Below are 17,463 nucleotides of genomic sequence, written 5' to 3'. Positions count from 1 at the left end.
GCTACAACATCGAACTTCATAGACTGAGCACACTCTCTCCCTTACTGATTATTTTCGATATCCAGTTTTCTCAAGTGGTAAAGAACGACGTTCCATACCGTCCAAACGATTATATGCATTGGCAATAGCTGGAGCAATTGGGATACTACTGATTTCCCCAATACCTTTAGCACCATATGCATATTGGTCTGGTGTACCTTTTTCTATGAATGTACATTTAATTTCTGGACGTTGTGTAGCTCTTAACAAGCCTAATGTGCCATATTTTGTAACTACCTTACCTTCATTGTACTTGAAGTCTTCTGTTACACCATAGCCCATACCCATGATAGCTCCACCCTCTACTTGCCCTTCACAAGATTGTGGGTTTACAACTCGTCCTACATCATAGGCCACATGAAGTTCACTTACTTTGTTATCATCTCCAATCGTAGCTACGCAAGCTCCATATCCATAAGCCACATGGCTCTTAGGATGATCTTTGTCCGAATCAAATGGATCCGTAACGCCAAGGAACTCTTCATAAACTTCTATTCCTTCAAGTTCAGCTAACGTTTTAGTGGCTAACAATTCTGCTAATTTTATAGCCGCTCTACGTGTTGCTTCCCCTGTAAATACCGTTTGTCGTGATGCTGTTGTAGTTCCAGAGTTTGGTGTACGTTCCGTATCTGGTGCTTCTACTATAATTTGATCTGGAGACAATTTTGTGGCTTCACATACAATCTGAGATGCCACTGTGCCTACACCTTGACCAATACATGCAGCAGATGTACGGATGCGTACTTTACCATCACGGACTTCTAAAATAACTCGACCAGTATCTGGCAATCCTACACCAACCCCACTATTTTTCAAGCAAATCGCAAGGCCTGTTCGATCACTCGCATAGTATGCATCTTTTACTGCTTCTAAGCATTCAGCTATACCAGTATCCGGTGTACATAATTGTCCATTCGGCAAGTAATCACCAGGGCGAACCGCATTTTTATAACGGAATTCCCAAGGATCCATGCCTACCTCTTTAGCTAGTAAGTCAATATTGATCTCTTGTCCAAATATAGTTTGTGTTACACCAAAACCACGGAATGCACCACCTGGTACAGTATTCGTATACACACAAATACCATCCATAGAGAAATGTTCAAAATTATATGGTCCACTAGAGTGTGTACCTGCCCGTTGTAATACTGGGCCACCTAAAGATGCATAAGCACCACAGTCGGATACAATTTTAACTTTTGTAGCTAACAATTTACCATTTTCATCACATGCCGTAGTAATATCCATTTCCATAGCATGACGTTTCGGATGTACATCTAAACTTTCTTGACGAGTTAATTGTACTTTCGTTGGAAGTCCAGTTTTCCAAGCTACAAGTGCTGCATGATGTTGCACACTCATATCCTCTTTACCACCGAAACCGCCACCTACTAACATACTATGTACCTTAACTTGAGATTCTTCCAAGCCTAACATACGAGATACTTCATGTTGCTCATCATAGATACTTTGTCCACCTGTGTATAATTGTATGCCATCTTCTGTTTTCACAGCAATTGCACACTCAGGTTCCATAAATGCATGATCTGTTTGTGGTGTAGAGTAATGTCTTGTTACCACATGAGCCGCATTGGCAATGACTTCATCAGCATTCCCACGATTTAACGCTTGATGAGATAGGATATTTCCATTTGGATGTAATAATGGTGCATCTTCTGCCAAAGCTTCTTCTGGAGTTAATACAGGTTTTAATTCTGTATAATCTACCGTTACCAAATTACATACTTCTTGCAAATATTTTTTCTCTTTTACTGCTACTACAGCAATAGCATCACCTACATAGCGAGTAATATCTCCTTCTGCAATCATAACATCCCAGTCAGGAACAATATGACCTGTTTTATTGAAAGGTACATCTTTCGCCGTTAATACAGTCACACATTGAGGATGTGCCAAAGCTTCTTCAATATGGATTGCATCAACACGAGCACGTGGATATTTAGAACGAATCGCTTTGGCATAAATCATGCCATCTACCACCATGTCATCTGCATATAATCCTGTACCCAATGCTTTTTCAGCTGCATCTATACGATGTAAGCGAGATCCTACAGTACCATCTGCATCATTTTTAGGAACTGGTGCGTTCTCTTTAAATAAACGAGCAGCTAATAAAATAGCATCTTCAATTTTTACATATCCTGTACAACGACAAATATTTCCTAATAAAGCTTTTTGAACATCTGCCCTTGTAGGTTCTAATGTAGTGTCCAATAATGCTTTAGCACTGATAATCATGCCTGGAATACAGAAACCACATTGTACAGCTCCACATTCCGCAAAAGCATATACATACACTTCTTTTTCACGTTCTGTAAGGCCTTCAATGGTAATAATTGATTTGCCTTCCATTTGCGAAACTTTACCTATACAAGCTTTTACCTTTTTCCCATCAATGAGAATTGTACAAGCTCCACAAGCACCTGCACTACAACCGTCCTTTGTTCCGGTTAAGCGTAGGTCATCACGAAGATAATCCATTAGTCGTTTATCTTCTTCCACCTCACGCCAAATACCGTTAACTTGAAATCGGTACATACAGAGACCTCCCTCCAATTATTGTTGGAATTCCCCTTTATAGGCTTCCACTAATTTTCTATCTTGCACCACATGGTGCCCACGTAAAAATACATCATCTATTCGACCATGTACAGTCATTCCTTCATAAGGTGTATAATCTGACCGACTATGAGTTTTATCCGAAGTCATACATTCTGTTACATCTGGTGAAAGTATCACAATATCCGCATCACTTCCTACCTGTAACGTTCCTTTTTTTGGATATAATCCATATAACTTAGCTGGTGCTTCGCTAGTTAATTTCATATATTCTACCGGGTCGATTCGTCCACTATGAACAAACATATCCCACATTAGAATCATCCGCTCTTCTACACCTGGCAAACCACCTGGTGTTTTCGTAAAGTCACCAAGACCCTGCGCTTTTTGCGCTAATGTATAATTGCAGTGATCCGTACATAAAGTTTGGAAAACTCCACGTTCTACCGCTGCTTGCAAAATCTCCACATCTCTTTGTTTTCTAAGAGGTGGACTTAAGATATATCTCAATCCTTTTCCATCCGGCTGATTATACAATTCATCTGTCAGTAATAAGTATTGAGGACAGGTTTCACAGGTCACTTTTGCCCCATTCTTTCTGCGTTCCTCAATCACATCTAATCCTGCTGCAGAGCTCACATGTACAATATGTACTGGATAATCTGCTAATTCCCCTAGTCGAATGAAACGATGCATTGCTTCTGCTTCTATGGTATCTGGTTTTGAAAGCGGATGATACTTTGCTTCTGTATCTCCTTCCTCTCTCATTTCCTGTACCTTAGCTGCAATCATCGCTCCATTCTCACAGTGGGCTGCCACCAACGCACCGGTTGGGGCGATTGCTTTGATTGCTTCATAAATTGACCGATCGTCAATACTAAAGCTGTAGGCCATATATACTTTGAAGGATGCGACGCCTTCTTCAACGACCTTAGGAATTTCCGCTGCTACTTGCTCATTCATATCTAATAATTCCATATGAAATTTATAGTCACAAGAGCAACGTCCTTCCGCCCGTTTCTTATCGCGTCGCAAACCTTCTAACAAAGATTCTTCAAAAGGCGATGCAAAATTAATAATCGTCGTGGTCCCCCCCATAATGGCTGCTTTTGTACCACTTTCAAAATCGTCTGCCGTGGTGGCAAAAGCGTTGGTCATTTCAAAATGGGTATGTGTATCGATTCCTCCAGGCAACACATAGCGCCCTTTTGCATCGATTCGTACATCTCCTGGTTTTGCCTCAATATGAGGAGCTACCTCTACAATTGTATCGTTTTCAATTGCTATCGTCCCTTGCATGACTCCCGTTGGGAGTACAAGATATCCTTGTTCAATGAGTATCATAGATATAATATGGAAGTTCTTTAATGAACGCTTCCACAACTCCTTTCAACACCTCTGGTAAGGCATCAATCGCTGTGCGACCCGTAGCGCCTTGGAAACGATATCCGCATTCCTTACCTTGAATATAAAAGCCGTCATTATCGCTTGCTAATAAGCGTTCTTCATCAATAAAATATGTCAATTTATCTTTATATGGGAAACATGGTTGTACGCAATGACAAGCACAGTTACCACATTCATTACAAGACTCATCAATATGAATAATTAATTTTTTACCATCTACAGTAATACATTCATTCGTTCTATTTGGACATACACGTACGCAAGTACCACATACAACACGGCATTCATGATTTTTGTCATGAGCTGTTGGGAAACCTGGTTGCTCTTCGCGTTTTTTCTTAGCAGCTGCAGATTTTTTGTATGTTGGAGCTGTTCCCATTGCCTCCGCAAAAGATTTGATTTCTGTTGGTTTAATTACCTTAGCAGTATCGTAATCTTCTGCTTCTACTAATTTAGCCAAGTTATCCAATTGGTTATAACCTAAACCTTGTAATAAGGTTGTACATACTGTGATTGGCCAAATACCTGTGCGGAATAAAGCTGCAATATTTTTCGCATCTGCACCACCGCTATAAGACATTGGTAAGCGTTCGCCAAATGTTTCACTCAATAATTGAGCTACACCGATAGATAATGGTAATAAGGATTTACCAGACATATACATTTGCTCACCTGGTAATTCTTTTTCGTGAATCGAAACAGGGAATGTATTTGTCAGTTTCACACCGAACACTAAACCTTCTTCTTCTGCAATCGTCAACAATCGTTCAATCATTGGCACTGCTTCTTTAAAAGATAAGTCTACTTCAAATTGATGTGCATCAAAATCAATATATCCAAATTCTGCTTGATCTAATAATTCTCTTACACGATCATAGCCTAATAATGTTGGATTACATTTTAGATATAAATTTAGATGTTTTTCTTTCATTAGGTATGTACAAATCGATTCAATTTCGCCTGCAGGACAGCCGTGCATTGTGGATAATGTAATACCTTGGCAAATGTTGTCATCAATATTTCGAATGTACTCTTCTGTTACATTTTTAAATTGATGTACATTAGCTAATGCCCATTCTTCGCATTCTTTCCAAACTGGTTTAGTACGTGCTGCACGTAAACATTCCATATAGGAATCTACATCTTCACTTTTAATGCCCGCTAAGTTGTAGCCAACACTCATAATAAAGATGAATCCATCTGGATCGCCGATGCCCCATTCTTTACTAATTAATTTAATAGCAAACCATGCTTTAATGTATTCATCAGCAGCTGCATGGCAATGGTACTCAGAGGACCATTCCACATTGTATGCTTCATCTTTTGAATAAATACATGGTCTTGGGATACCCAATTCTTCACCGAACATAATTTGTACTGTTTTTAATTCTAAGAATCGGGAACCCCCAACATAGGCTGCTACTAAGTTTTGAGCTAATTGAGTATGTGGACCTGCTGCAGGGCCTAATGGATTTTCCAGGTTACGACCAAATAAGGATAACCGTTGATCCGTACCTGTTGTGTGCATGCGCTCCACATTATATACTCGATTGTGGGTAGCATATTCTGTTAGAATATGGTTCATTAAATGTCCGAAACTTACCGGATACATGATATCGCTCATAGTATTCACTCCTTACTGAAAGTGTATTATGGGACTAATCGTTTCCATAAACGATGGGAAATTTGTCGTACTTCTCGTAGCAATTCTTCTTTATTCATGCCACATAATTGACGATCTAGCATACGTACCTTACCACCAGAAATAGTTGTAATTACATTAAGACCATTTAGGCCAAATAGTAAATGACCATTAATATTATCAGCATGTAAATCTGTTCTAGGAATATAATCTAAAACAATTACATCTGCTTCTGCCCCCGGTGTCAAGGTACCAACTTTTACAGAGAAGAATTTTTCAATCATTGCTGGGTTAGTGTTGAATAACATATGTGGAATTTCAGTCCAACCAACATTTGGATGTTGCATGTTATGTTTCACTAAGCAATTTGCTACTTTGTAGGATTCTAACATATCGCTAGTATATCCATCTGTACCAAGACCCACTGGAATACCTGCTTCCATAAGTTTTAATACATTAGGTGCTCCTACCGCATTACCCATATTACTTTCTGGATTATGAGCCACCATGGTGCCAGTTTCAGCTAATACCTTTACTTCACTATCATCTACATGGATACAATGTCCAGCAATCGTTTTTGGTCCTAGGATGCCATCTTCATGCAAGCGATGCACTGCGCGCATACCATATTTCTCTTGGCTATCTTCTTGATCTGTAGTACCTTCTGCTACATGGATGTGATATCCCAAATTGTCTACGTTTTGTTCACGAACATAAGCCAATGTATCTTTACTCAATGTGAAAGATGCATGTAACCCCATCATAGCTGCGATTGTTTCAGGATTTTCTTTTGCTTCTTTACCAAAGCGTACGTTTTCTGCTACAGCTTTCTCCATTTCCTCTTGTCCATTCCGATCACTTACTTCATAGCACAAGCAAGAACGAACGCCGAAGTCTTGAGCAACTTCGCTAATAACAGATAAGCTACCTTCTGTTTCCCCATAACTTGCATGATGGTCAAATATGGAAGTCACACCATTTTCGATACATGCCATATAGGTCACAATAGCACTTGCCCAGACGTCTTCTTTAGCAAGACGTTTATCTAGGTAGAACCACAATCCATCTAAAATTTCTTTAAAATTTGTTGGGTTATTACCAGGGATATATAATCCGCGGGCTAAGGCAGAATAAATATGGTGATGAGCATTGACAAAACCAGGCATAATCAAGCGCCCATGAGCATTTACTCGATATGCTTTTGGATATTGTTTGCGCAATGTTTCGTATGAGTCTACTGCCACAATTTTAGTGCCATCCATTAATACGCCACCGTCTTCAATAATCGGTTGTAATGGATTGCGTGTAACGACAGTTCCTTTTCCTAATAAAATCATAGATAGGCTCCTTTCTATGAAAAACAGTATTCAATGAAATACTACTATTATAATTCGATGTGAGTGCCTGTTTTTCCTTCAATACCTTCTCTAGATTTTTCTAGTTGTGTGATAATTGCTTTTCTACCTGCTTTAGATTTAGCAAAAGCTACAGCTGCTTCCATTTTTGGTTTCATAGAGCCTGCTGCAAATTCACCATTGTCGATATGTTTTTGTGCTTCTTCTACTGTAATATGTTCTAACCATTGTTGGTTTTCTTTACCATAATTAATCGCTGCTTTTTCAATAGCTGTTAAGATAATCAATACATCTGCATCAACTTCTTGTGCTAGTAAGCTACTAGTCCAGTCTTTATCAATAACTGCAGATGCACCTGTTAAATGATTGCCTTCACGAACTACAGGGATACCGCCACCACCGCAAGCGATTACTAATTCATGACCGATTAAGCCTTTGATAGCTTGTAATTCAATGATTTCTTTTGGCGCTGGAGATGCTACTACACGGCGATAGCCACGACCTGCATCTTCTTTTACCACATAATCATATTGGTTCACTGCATGTACAGCTTCTTCTTTTGTCATAAAGTGACCAATTGGTTTTGTTGGATCTAAGAATGCTGGATCATCTGCATCTACACGAACTTGTGTAACCATTGTTGTCACAGGTAAATCTGTAATACCTCTGTTCAACAACTCTTCACGCAATGCGTTTTGTAAATCATATCCGATATACGCTTGGCTCATGGCTACGCATACAGACAACGGAGTATTAGGTTGACCTTCTACTTCTCTAGTTAATGCAGCCATAGCATTATTGATCATACCGATTTGAGGGCCATTACCATGAGTAACGATCACATCACAATCTGCTTCAATTAAATCTACGATTGCTTTCGATGTTTCTTTCACCGCAATCATTTGTTCTGGTAATGTATTGCCTAGGGCATTGCCCCCTAAAGCGATAACAACACGTTTTTTCATAGGGTACCTCTCTATGGTGTATATATTCCTAACTACTTTGTAGGGATTAAAATAAGGGACTGTCTGAACAGACAGCCCCTTTGCTCTTAGCGGAGAACTCTTTCTGTTCCCTTTTCTTCTAGCTCTTTTAATAATTCTACTGGATTTTCAAATTTGCTTAATAAAATCATAGCAGCAATTACATATGGTTTATAGCTTGCTTCTTTGTAAAGAGGTACACGATAACGATCAAATACGGATGCGTCAACTTCACCTTCTTCACAGCTTAAGCCAGTGATATCAGCTGGTAAGCAATGTAAGTATAATGCTTTACCGTCTTTTGTAAGACTCATCATATCTTCTGTGCAAGCCCAATCTTTATGTTGTGCATTTTGTTCTAATAAACGACCTTCTAATTCTTTAATGCCTGCTGTATCGCCTTTGCCATATAAGTCAGTTCTTTCTTCCATTGCTGCGAAAGGTGCCCAGGATTTAGGATATACGATATCAGCATCTTTGAAAGCTTCTTTCATGTCGTTTGTACGTTTGAAAGATCCGCCACTAGCTTGTGCTTGTTTTTTAGCAACTTCTTCAACTTCTGGCATTACTTCGTATCCTTCTGGATGCGCTAATACAACTTCCATACCTAAACGAGTGAATAAACCGATAGCACCTTGTGGTACGGAAAGCGGTTTACCATAGGATGGGGAGTATGCCCAAGTCATAGCCACTTTTTTACCTTTTAAGTTTTCAAGTCCACCAAATTCATTGATAAGGTGAGCTGTATCAGCCATCAATTGTGTTGGATGGTCAATATCACATTGTAAGTTTACCAATGTAGGACGTTGTTCTAATACACCGTCTCTATGGCCTTCTTCTACTGCATCAGCTACTGCATGCATGTATGCATTACCTTTACCGATATACATATCATCACGGATACCGATGATGTCAGCCATGAAGGAGATCATGTTAGCTGTTTCACGTACAGTTTCGCCATGAGCGATTTGAGATTTTCCTTCATCTAAGTCTTGTACTTCTAAACCTAATAAGTTACAAGCAGATGCGAAGGAGAAACGAGTACGAGTGGAGTTATCACGGAATAAGGAGATACCTAAACCACTGTCGAATACTTTTGTAGAGATATTGCGCTCACGCAATGCACGTAATGCATCAGCTACAGCCCAAACAGCTTGTAATTCGTCGTCTGTTTTTTCCCAAGTCAAGAAGAAGTCATTGTTGTACATGTTTTTTGTGTCTAACTTAGCTAATGCGTCTACACATTTTTTGAAATCTGCCATTTTTTGCACCTCATTAATAATTTATAGCTTTATAAAATGTAAACTATTATTTGCAATAGTTTGTAGGTAAGATTGCATATACTGCTGCACATGTTACAAGGTCTTGTTTCCATGTGATTTCGTTAGGAGCATGTGCTTGTGCTTCTGCGCCAGGACCGAAACCGATACAAGGAATACCATTACGTCCCATGATGGATACGCCATTTGTAGAGAATGTCCATTTATCAGTTAATGGGCGAGCTTTACGTTCTGCCAATGTAACTTCTGCACCAATACGTTCTGTACCGTATAAGGAGATGTAAGATTCTTCCAATGCTTTTGTTACTTTATGATCTTTAGGAATTACCCATGTTGGGAAGTAGCATTCGATTGGATATGTTAAACCAGTCCAGGATGGACGAGCATATTCGTACATGGATACTTTTGCACCGTATTTTTGTACAGCTGGTAAATCTTCGATTTCTTTTAAGCAACTTTGCCATGTTTCACCTGCTGTCATACGACGGTCAAGAGATACTGCGCAAGAGTCTGCTACTGCACAACGGCTTGGGGATGTGTAGAAAATTTGGGAAGTTGTTACTGTGCCACGGCCCAAGAAACGAGCTTCTTCATAATGGTCAGGGTTGAATTTTGGATCCAACATTTTTTCTAAGCCACGAACACGAGTAGTCTCTGTAGAATTGTTTGCATTTAATGCACGAACATCTTGTAAAATGTCAGCCATTTTATAGATTGCATTATCACCGCGATCTGGTGCAGAACCATGGCAAGATACGCCTTCTACATCGATACGGATTTCCATACGACCACGTTGACCGCGATAGATACCGCCATCAGTTGGTTCTGTGGATACTACGAATTCTGGACGAATGCCACGTTCTTTAATAATGTATTCCCAGCACAATCCGTCGCAATCTTCTTCTTGTACTGTACCAACTACTAATACACGGTATTTATCATTCAATAAACCTAAGTCTTTCATGATTTTCGCACCGTATACTGCGGATACGATACCACCTAATTGGTCAGATACACCACGACCACCGATTTCAGTGTCGCTTTCAAACCCCTCATATGGATCAAAGTTCCAGTTATCACGGTTACCAATACCTACTGTATCAATATGTCCGTCAAAAGCAATCAATGTTTTACCAGTGCCCATATAGCCAAGAATGTTACCCATAGGATCCACTTCTACTTCATCGAATCCTAAGTCTTTCATTTCTTTTTCAATGCGGCGAACGTGTTGTTCTTCTTCCGCACTTTCACCAGGGAATGCGACGATTTCTCTTAAAAATTTTGTCATCGCTGGTCCATAAGCTTCTGCTGCTTTTTTTACTGCTTGTAAATCCATTACCATTTCCTCCTTAAACACACATATACGTATACGTTAAAGTTAAAATTAACTGTATATGACTTAAATAGTTAGATTAAAATTTTCCTTGCCACACAATTTCTTGATAACGTGTTGGGTCAGTGTCTCCTTCTGTGGAGAAGCAAAGTACTTTAGAATCTTTAGTAAGTCCTAATTCTTCTTTCAAATCTTTATATTCTTCCATAGTCATAGCAGCTGCTACTAAACCAAATGGAACAGCTCCAGATTCTCCAGAGATAATGCTTGCATCACCTTTGATTGGTGCTGCAGACATTCTCATACCTAAGGATGCTACCCAATCTGGTGCAGATACAAATACATCCACATGGTTTTTCAAAATATCCCAAGAAATCGTATTTGGTTCTCCACAAGCGAGTCCTGCCATGATTGTTTGTAAGTCGCCACCTACGATACGTAAATCTCCATCGCCTGCTTTAGCGCCTTTGTACAAGCAATCCGCTGCAGATGCTTCTACTACTACAATTTTAGGTTTCACAGGTGCATTTTTATAACGATTTACCACATAACCAGTAACAGCACCAGCTAAGGAACCAACTCCTGCTTGTACAATTACGTGTGTAGGTACATCTACGCCAGCTTTTTCTAATTGTTCAGTAGCTTCTAGAGCCATTGTACCGTAGCCTTGCATGATCCATGTAGGAATTTCTTCATAGCCATCCCAAGCTGTATCTTGGATAACAACACCATGATCTACTTTTTTGGATTCTGCTGTAGCTAAGCGTACACAGTCATCATAGTTCATTTCTTCGATAGTTACTGTAGCACCTTCTGCTGCAATATTTTGTTTACGAGTTTCTGTGGAACCTTTTGGCATAAATACCACTGATTTTTGACCTAGTTTATTTGCTGCCCAAGCAACACCACGACCATGGTTTCCATCAGTAGCTGTGAAGAATGTAGCTTGTCCAAATTCATCACGCAATTCTTTTGATGTCAAGATGTCATATGGCAAATCAGATACTTGTTTACCTGTTTCTTTAGCAATGAATTTCGCAATTGCATAAGAACCGCCTAACACTTTGAATGCATTTAAACCGAAACGATAGGATTCATCTTTAATGAATAAACGGCCTAATCCTAAGTGTTCTGCCATGCGTGGTAACTCAGTAAGTGGTGTTTCCTGATATTGCGGGAAACTCTTATGAAACTCGCGCACACCTTCACTTTCTTTTACATTCATTGCACAGGTGTTCAAATCCTCTGAAGCGGGCATAGTGTTCTTAACCCATTGAATTCGTTCCATGTAACTCTTCCTCCTCTTTTACTTGGTTCAAATCATTATATAAAGTAAATTTAGAAACGTTGAAATATTCCGATATTTTATCAGATGCCTTTGAAATCAAAAAAGCGCCCTGGCAATATAAATATCGTATTGCTTCCAAGCGCTCATTCTTATTCATTAAATGTGCTGGTCGCCCTACTACCTTTTCAGCTTGAGATAACATATCGCTCAACAAATCGCTAACAGATGTAACAATTCGTTCACCTTTTGTTTCCCACGCATGATTACTGGATGTAATAATCCGATCTAAAGAGTTTTGCAATGTAATAAAATCAGTAATATCATAATTGATACACAATAAATACTGTAATTTATCATTATCATCACGTATATACATCGTCGTCGATCGAAGAACTCTTCCATCTTTGGTTCGTGTAAGATAAGCTTGTTTACCCTGACACTGACCATCGTCATTTCGTATCGCATCTAGTACTGCATGCGAGGCGCCATCACCTACATCTCGGTTAGAAATATCTCCATGCTCAATATACACAATAGAACTCTCTAATGTCTCTATTTGCACGTCGTGAATCAACACTTCACATGAAGCTCCAAATTGTGTCGCAATACCATGCGCAATTACCTTTAATTGTTCTAGTTTCATAATTGTCTCCTAACTATTTTTTAGGCTATCTAACAATTTATTAGGTATGCCCTTATTATAGCACCGTCATATTCATAATTCAATACTTTTTCTAAATATTTTTTAGGTTTTCTAATTTTTTGTTAGATGTCATCTATAAACAAAATAAAAAAAGATAGAGGTAGATTGAGTCTACACTCAACCTACCTCTATACTATATATCAATTCCTATTCTTAGTAAGGAACTTCTGTTTTACGAGCTACACCCGTTTTGATTGCTGTTTCAGCTACTGCTTTTGCTACTGCTAATGGAACACGTTTGTCGAATGCATTCGCTACTACGTAGTCTTCTGCTAATTCTTCATCTGTTACAAGAGCTGCTAGCGCCTCAGCGGCTGCCAATTTCATTTCATCATTAATTTCACGTGCTTGTACATCAATGGCTCCACGGAAGATACCAGGGAATACATTCACATTATTGATTTGGTTAGGCGCATCACTACGACCTGTACCCATAACACGTACGCCAGCTGCTTTCGCTTCTTCGTACATAACTTCTGGAACTGGGTTAGCCATAGCAAACACAATAGCATCATCCGCTAAGCTTTCCAAAATTTCTTTTGTGAAAGCACCAGCAGCAGATACACCTAACAATACATCAGCACCTTTTGCGATCTCTGCTAAGTTGCCAGTTTTTGTTTCTTGACCTAATGTTTTGATCAACTCAGCTTGTAAAGAATCAAGACGTTTGTAGTCTTTGTTCAATACGCCGGAGCTTACCATTAATGTAATGTTACGAGCGCCTGCTAAGTATAATAGACGAGCAATATTAGCACCCGCTGCACCAGCGCCGTTTACAACGATTTTAACTTTGGATAAATCTTTTTTCACAAAGCGAAGGGCTGCTTTTACACCTGCTAAGCAAGCAATAGCTGTACCATGTTGATCATCATGGAATACAGGGATTTCTAACTCTTTTTTCAAGCGATTTTCGATTTCGTAGCATTTAGGAGAAGAAATATCTTCTAAGTTAATGCCAGCAAAGTTTTTTTGCACTAATTTTACAGTATTAATTAACACGTCTGGATCTTTTGTATCAATCACCAAAGGAATGCAATCTACATTACCAAAGCGTTTAAACAATAGGGATTTACCTTCCATAACTGGAATTGCAGCAGCTGCTCCGATATCACCTAAACCCAATACGCGAGTACCGTCAGATACAACGGCTACCATATTAGAACGACATGTTAAGTCGAAGGATTTGTCTTCATCTTCTTTGATATGAAGGCATGGTTCTGCTACACCTGGAGTGTATGCTACCGTTAAGTCATGAGCATCTTTTAATTCGTATTTTGTTCCTGTTTGCAAGAAACCTTTTAGTTCCAAGCGTTTTTCAATTGCCTCTTGTTTTACGTCCATGGGAAAACCTCCTAGATTTTCAATGATGGTAAGTTTCTACCGTAGAATATTTCCGCCATCTCTTGTTTGAGTTGTTGGTTAATTTGTTTGCGCTCTTTTAGCGTCAAATCTTCTTCGGTAATACCAAACAAATAATTATTAATGTCGTACTCTTTCAGCATCATTTTGGTATGGAAAATATTTTCTTGATACACATTCACATCGATCATATTGTAGAGATTACGTGTTTTAGAGTTAATGTAATTTTGAATGGAGTTCATGCGATGATCCATGAATAATTTTTTACCATGAATATCACGAGTGAATCCACGCACTCTATAATCTAAGCTGATGATATCAGAATCAAAACTATCGATAAGATAGTTTAATGCGTTGAGCGGAGAGATTTGACCACATGTGGACACGTCGATATCTGCACGGAATGTACTGACTCCATTGTCTGGATGACTTTCAGGGTAGGTATGAACCGTCAAATGAGATTTATCGAGATGCATTACCACATCATCTTTATCTACTTTATCAACAGGTTCTTCCGAAATCAGGATAGTTACACTTGCTCCTTGTGGATCATAATCTTGCTTTGCCACATTCAACACATTGGCTCCGATAATATGTGAAACCTCTGTTAAAATATCAGTCAGGCGCTGTGCATTGTAAACTTCGTCAATGTATTCAATATATTGGCGTTTTTCTTCTTCTGTACGCGTATAACAAATATCATAAATATTAAAACTCAAGGTTTTCGTTAAATTGTTAAACCCATAGAGTTTCATTTTATTTGATTTTACAGATGTATCCATAACTTAATATCTGCCTTCCTTATAATACCTACCATTATTATATCGAATTAAATAAATATATTCAAGACTTTCGATATAAAATTTTCATTTTTTTATTAATTACTTAATTATAGTGTGTCGCAATTGCTCCACCAATGCCCGTAGCGCCTTACCTCGATGGCTAATAGCTTGCTTTTGTTCCATAGAAATATTGGCCATCGTCGTTTTTAATTTTGGAATGTAAAAGTATGGATCGTAACCGAATCCACCTTTTCCCATTGGGCTTAACTGAATAAGTCCTTCACAAGTGCCTGTAGCTCGAACACATTGTCCATCCGGTGTAGCCCATACAAGAGCACATTGATAACGTGCTGTTCTATCACTTGGAGTAACATCCACCAATTCCGCTACTAATCGTCGATTATTATCTTCATCACTGCGATGCAGTCCTGCATAGCGCGCAGAATATACACCTGGTGCACCGCCTAAAGCATCTACTTCTAAGCCAGAATCATCTGCCACACAAGGCAAACCACAAGCCTCTGCATAGTATAAAGCCTTCAGTTCTGCATTTTCCATAAAGGTAGTGCCAATTTCTTCTGGTTCATCAATATCTACAACGTCATCTATCGTACGCACTTCAAAGCCTAATTCTTCAAAGGCTGCGGTAAACTCTCGAATTTTTCCTTTATTCCGTGTGGCTAATACCACTGCTTTCGGTGCATTTTTATGACCCACCATATGTCCAATTTCACCTAATGCTTCACGTTGTACTGCCATTAGTTGTTGTGTACCAGCTTCACCTAAATCTAATAGGCTATTCAACTCATCTCTTGTGAAAGTCCCATGTTCACCTGTTCCTTGCACTTCTACTAATTGGCCTTTACCGGTACAAACCACATTCATATCCACAATGGCTGCACTATCTTCTTCATAGCACAAGTCTAGCATAGGACCATCTTCACCGATTCCCATAGAAATAGCTGCTAAATAGTCCGTTACAGGAAACTTACCATATCCATCGTACATAGAATAGATAGCATCTACTAAAGCCACAAAAGCCCCTGTAATAGAAGCTGTGCGAGTGCCACCATCAGCTTGTAGTACATCACAGTCTACCGTAATCGATACTTCACCTAAAGCTTCTAAGTCTACAACAGCTCGCAAGGCACGACCAATCAAACGTTGGATTTCCACGGTGCGACCTGTCTGTTTACCTTTTGCTGCCTCTCTAGGTACACGAGTATGTGTAGCTCGTGGTAACAAGGAATATTCTGCTGTCACCCAGCCTGTGCCAGTTCCTTTCAAAAAGCGGGGAACGCGATCCTCAACGCTAGCCGTACAAAGGACTTTTGTATTGCCACATTCAATTAGTACAGATCCCTCTGCATAGGCAGTGTAATGCCTAGTAATTTTCACAGGGCGTATTTCTTTTAAACTACGACCATCAATTCGCATCGTCATTCCTCATTTCCCATTACAATCGGATTATACATACCTCTTATTATACACAATCTCATGGCGGATTGGCAATTTATGTTCGCCTTTGACGAGGGCACTTTATCCTGAGTAAGTAGGCTATGGTTTCCTTTACTTCTCAGTCAGAATGCGGTATGCTTCCTCACAAACGGCACTTCGTAATGTTTGCTGTGGAGCATACCGCATTCTTTTCAACCTTTATCTTATATAGCAAAAACTAGCCTACTTACTTATCTCTCCAGACCTCATACCTCCATTAGTCAAAGGCAATCATCTCCTTTGGGTCTGCCTATAAAATTGTGTATGATCATCAGTATGTGAGGGAGATCCTCAAGGAAACAAATTGTGCTTATCTCCGAAGAAATACGTATAGGATATAAAGTATAGTTGTACACAAAAATACGGCGCACCTCGCTACAAATATCATACAGTATTATTTGTAACTGGTGCTCCGTACGGTAATTTAAGTTCGATATATTGTTTTTATACTCGCAGCATGGAGTTTAGGAACGCTTGTGTTCTTGGGTTTTGTGGGTTCCCGAAGACCTGTTCTGGGGTTCCTTCTTCTTGTATTTTACCGTCTGCCATGAAGATGACTCTGTCTGCTACTTCACGAGCGAATGCCATTTCATGGGTGACGATGATCATGGTCATATCTTCTTCGGCTAGTTCCTTGATAGTCCGTAATACTTCACTGGTAAACTCTGGATCCAAGGCGGAGGTAGGTTCATCGAAGAGCATAATTTCTGGTTTCATTGCCAAGGCTCTGGCAATAGCAACCCGTTGTTTTTGTCCCCCTGACAAAGTGCTAGGGTATACGTCTCGTTTATCCCAAAGACCTACTTTTTCTAGCAAGGACTGAGCCATAGGTAATATATCTGCCTCTTTCATTCCTTTCACCATACGAGGTGCGACCATAATATTTTCTAAGACGGTCATGTGTGGAAATAGATTAAAGGATTGGAATACCATCCCCATTTTCAGCAAGATTTGTTGCTGTTCTTCTTTCTCAGCATAGACCGCTGCACCCGTGTTCGCCGGCGTGTCCACCAAGGTCGCCCCATCGACTCTGATAGTCCCTTTTTGTATGGTTTCTAGTTGTCCTAAGCAACGAAGAAAGGTGGATTTGCCCGATCCAGAGGGACCGATAATGGACACCACTTCGCCACGTTCCATGGATAGTGACACGTCTTGCAAAACCGCCACCGAGCCAAAGCTCTTTTCAATATGTAACATGTCTATGAAAGCCATGGT

Annotated in this window: 13 protein-coding genes and 1 pseudogene; all 14 read right to left on the bottom strand. The window is 39.5% G+C overall.

Annotated elements, in window-relative coordinates:
• Nucleotides 1-48 precede the first annotated feature (48 nt).
• Complete coding sequence (gene xdh / locus EO112_RS05645; RefSeq protein ID WP_126940408.1) at nt 49-2,598, bottom strand: selenium-dependent xanthine dehydrogenase; 2,550 nt, start codon at nt 2,596-2,598, stop codon at nt 49-51.
• A gap of 18 nt (nt 2,599-2,616) precedes the next feature.
• The gene (gene hydA / locus EO112_RS05640; protein ID WP_240629350.1) at nt 2,617-3,918 is read right to left on the bottom strand and encodes a dihydropyrimidinase; all 1,302 of its coding nucleotides are present in this window, start codon (nt 3,916-3,918) and stop codon (nt 2,617-2,619) included.
• Nucleotides 3,919-3,949: 31 nt separating this feature from the next.
• On the bottom strand, nt 3,950-5,650 hold the full coding sequence (locus EO112_RS05635) for a hypothetical protein (protein ID WP_062401580.1): 1,701 nt from the start codon (nt 5,648-5,650) through the stop codon (nt 3,950-3,952).
• 26 nt (nt 5,651-5,676) lie between these two features.
• Nucleotides 5,677-7,005 carry a putative aminohydrolase SsnA gene (ssnA, locus tag EO112_RS05630; protein ID WP_127163356.1) on the bottom strand — a complete coding sequence of 443 codons (1,329 nt, stop codon included), beginning with the start codon at nt 7,003-7,005 and terminating at the stop codon, nt 5,677-5,679.
• 47 nt (nt 7,006-7,052) lie between these two features.
• On the bottom strand, nt 7,053-7,988 hold the full coding sequence (arcC, locus tag EO112_RS05625; RefSeq protein ID WP_009353343.1) for a carbamate kinase: 936 nt from the start codon (nt 7,986-7,988) through the stop codon (nt 7,053-7,055).
• 86 nt (nt 7,989-8,074) lie between these two features.
• On the bottom strand, nt 8,075-9,268 hold the full coding sequence (gene ygeW / locus EO112_RS05620) for a knotted carbamoyltransferase YgeW (RefSeq protein WP_009353272.1): 1,194 nt from the start codon (nt 9,266-9,268) through the stop codon (nt 8,075-8,077).
• 46 nt (nt 9,269-9,314) lie between these two features.
• On the bottom strand, nt 9,315-10,622 hold the full coding sequence (locus EO112_RS05615) for a YgeY family selenium metabolism-linked hydrolase (RefSeq protein WP_062401573.1): 1,308 nt from the start codon (nt 10,620-10,622) through the stop codon (nt 9,315-9,317).
• 76 nt (nt 10,623-10,698) lie between these two features.
• A complete protein-coding gene (gene dpaL, locus EO112_RS05610; RefSeq protein ID WP_009353385.1) occupies nt 10,699-11,907 on the bottom strand; it encodes a diaminopropionate ammonia-lyase in 1,209 nt (402 codons plus the stop codon).
• A complete protein-coding gene (locus EO112_RS05605; RefSeq protein WP_126940411.1) occupies nt 11,885-12,553 on the bottom strand; it encodes a helix-turn-helix transcriptional regulator in 669 nt (222 codons plus the stop codon). The genes dpaL and EO112_RS05605 overlap by 23 nt, the downstream gene beginning before the upstream one ends.
• 210 nt (nt 12,554-12,763) lie before the next feature.
• Nucleotides 12,764-13,951, bottom strand: a complete 1,188-nt coding sequence (locus tag EO112_RS05600; RefSeq protein ID WP_009353334.1) for an NADP-dependent malic enzyme — start codon at nt 13,949-13,951, stop codon at nt 12,764-12,766.
• 11 nt (nt 13,952-13,962) lie between these two features.
• On the bottom strand, nt 13,963-14,751 hold the full coding sequence (speD, locus tag EO112_RS05595; protein WP_009353328.1) for an adenosylmethionine decarboxylase: 789 nt from the start codon (nt 14,749-14,751) through the stop codon (nt 13,963-13,965).
• Nucleotides 14,752-14,850: 99 nt separating this feature from the next.
• Complete coding sequence (locus EO112_RS08370) at nt 14,851-15,471, bottom strand: XTP/dITP diphosphatase (protein WP_240629352.1); 621 nt, start codon at nt 15,469-15,471, stop codon at nt 14,851-14,853.
• Nucleotides 15,463-16,188 (bottom strand): annotated as a pseudogene (gene rph, locus EO112_RS08365) (ribonuclease PH); the annotation flags it as partial. The pseudogene rph and the gene EO112_RS08370, both read right to left, overlap by 9 nt.
• 504 nt (nt 16,189-16,692) lie before the next feature.
• Nucleotides 16,693-17,460, bottom strand: coding sequence for an amino acid ABC transporter ATP-binding protein (locus EO112_RS05585; protein WP_127163354.1), 768 nt, complete (start codon nt 17,458-17,460; stop codon nt 16,693-16,695).
• Nucleotides 17,461-17,463 lie beyond the last annotated feature (3 nt).

This window comes from Veillonella sp. VA141, assembly GCF_003992175.1.
Taxonomy (GTDB): Bacteria; Bacillota; Negativicutes; order Veillonellales; family Veillonellaceae; genus F0422.
Note: the sequence above shows the minus strand (reverse complement) of the source record. Positions and strands in the feature narration are given on the sequence as shown.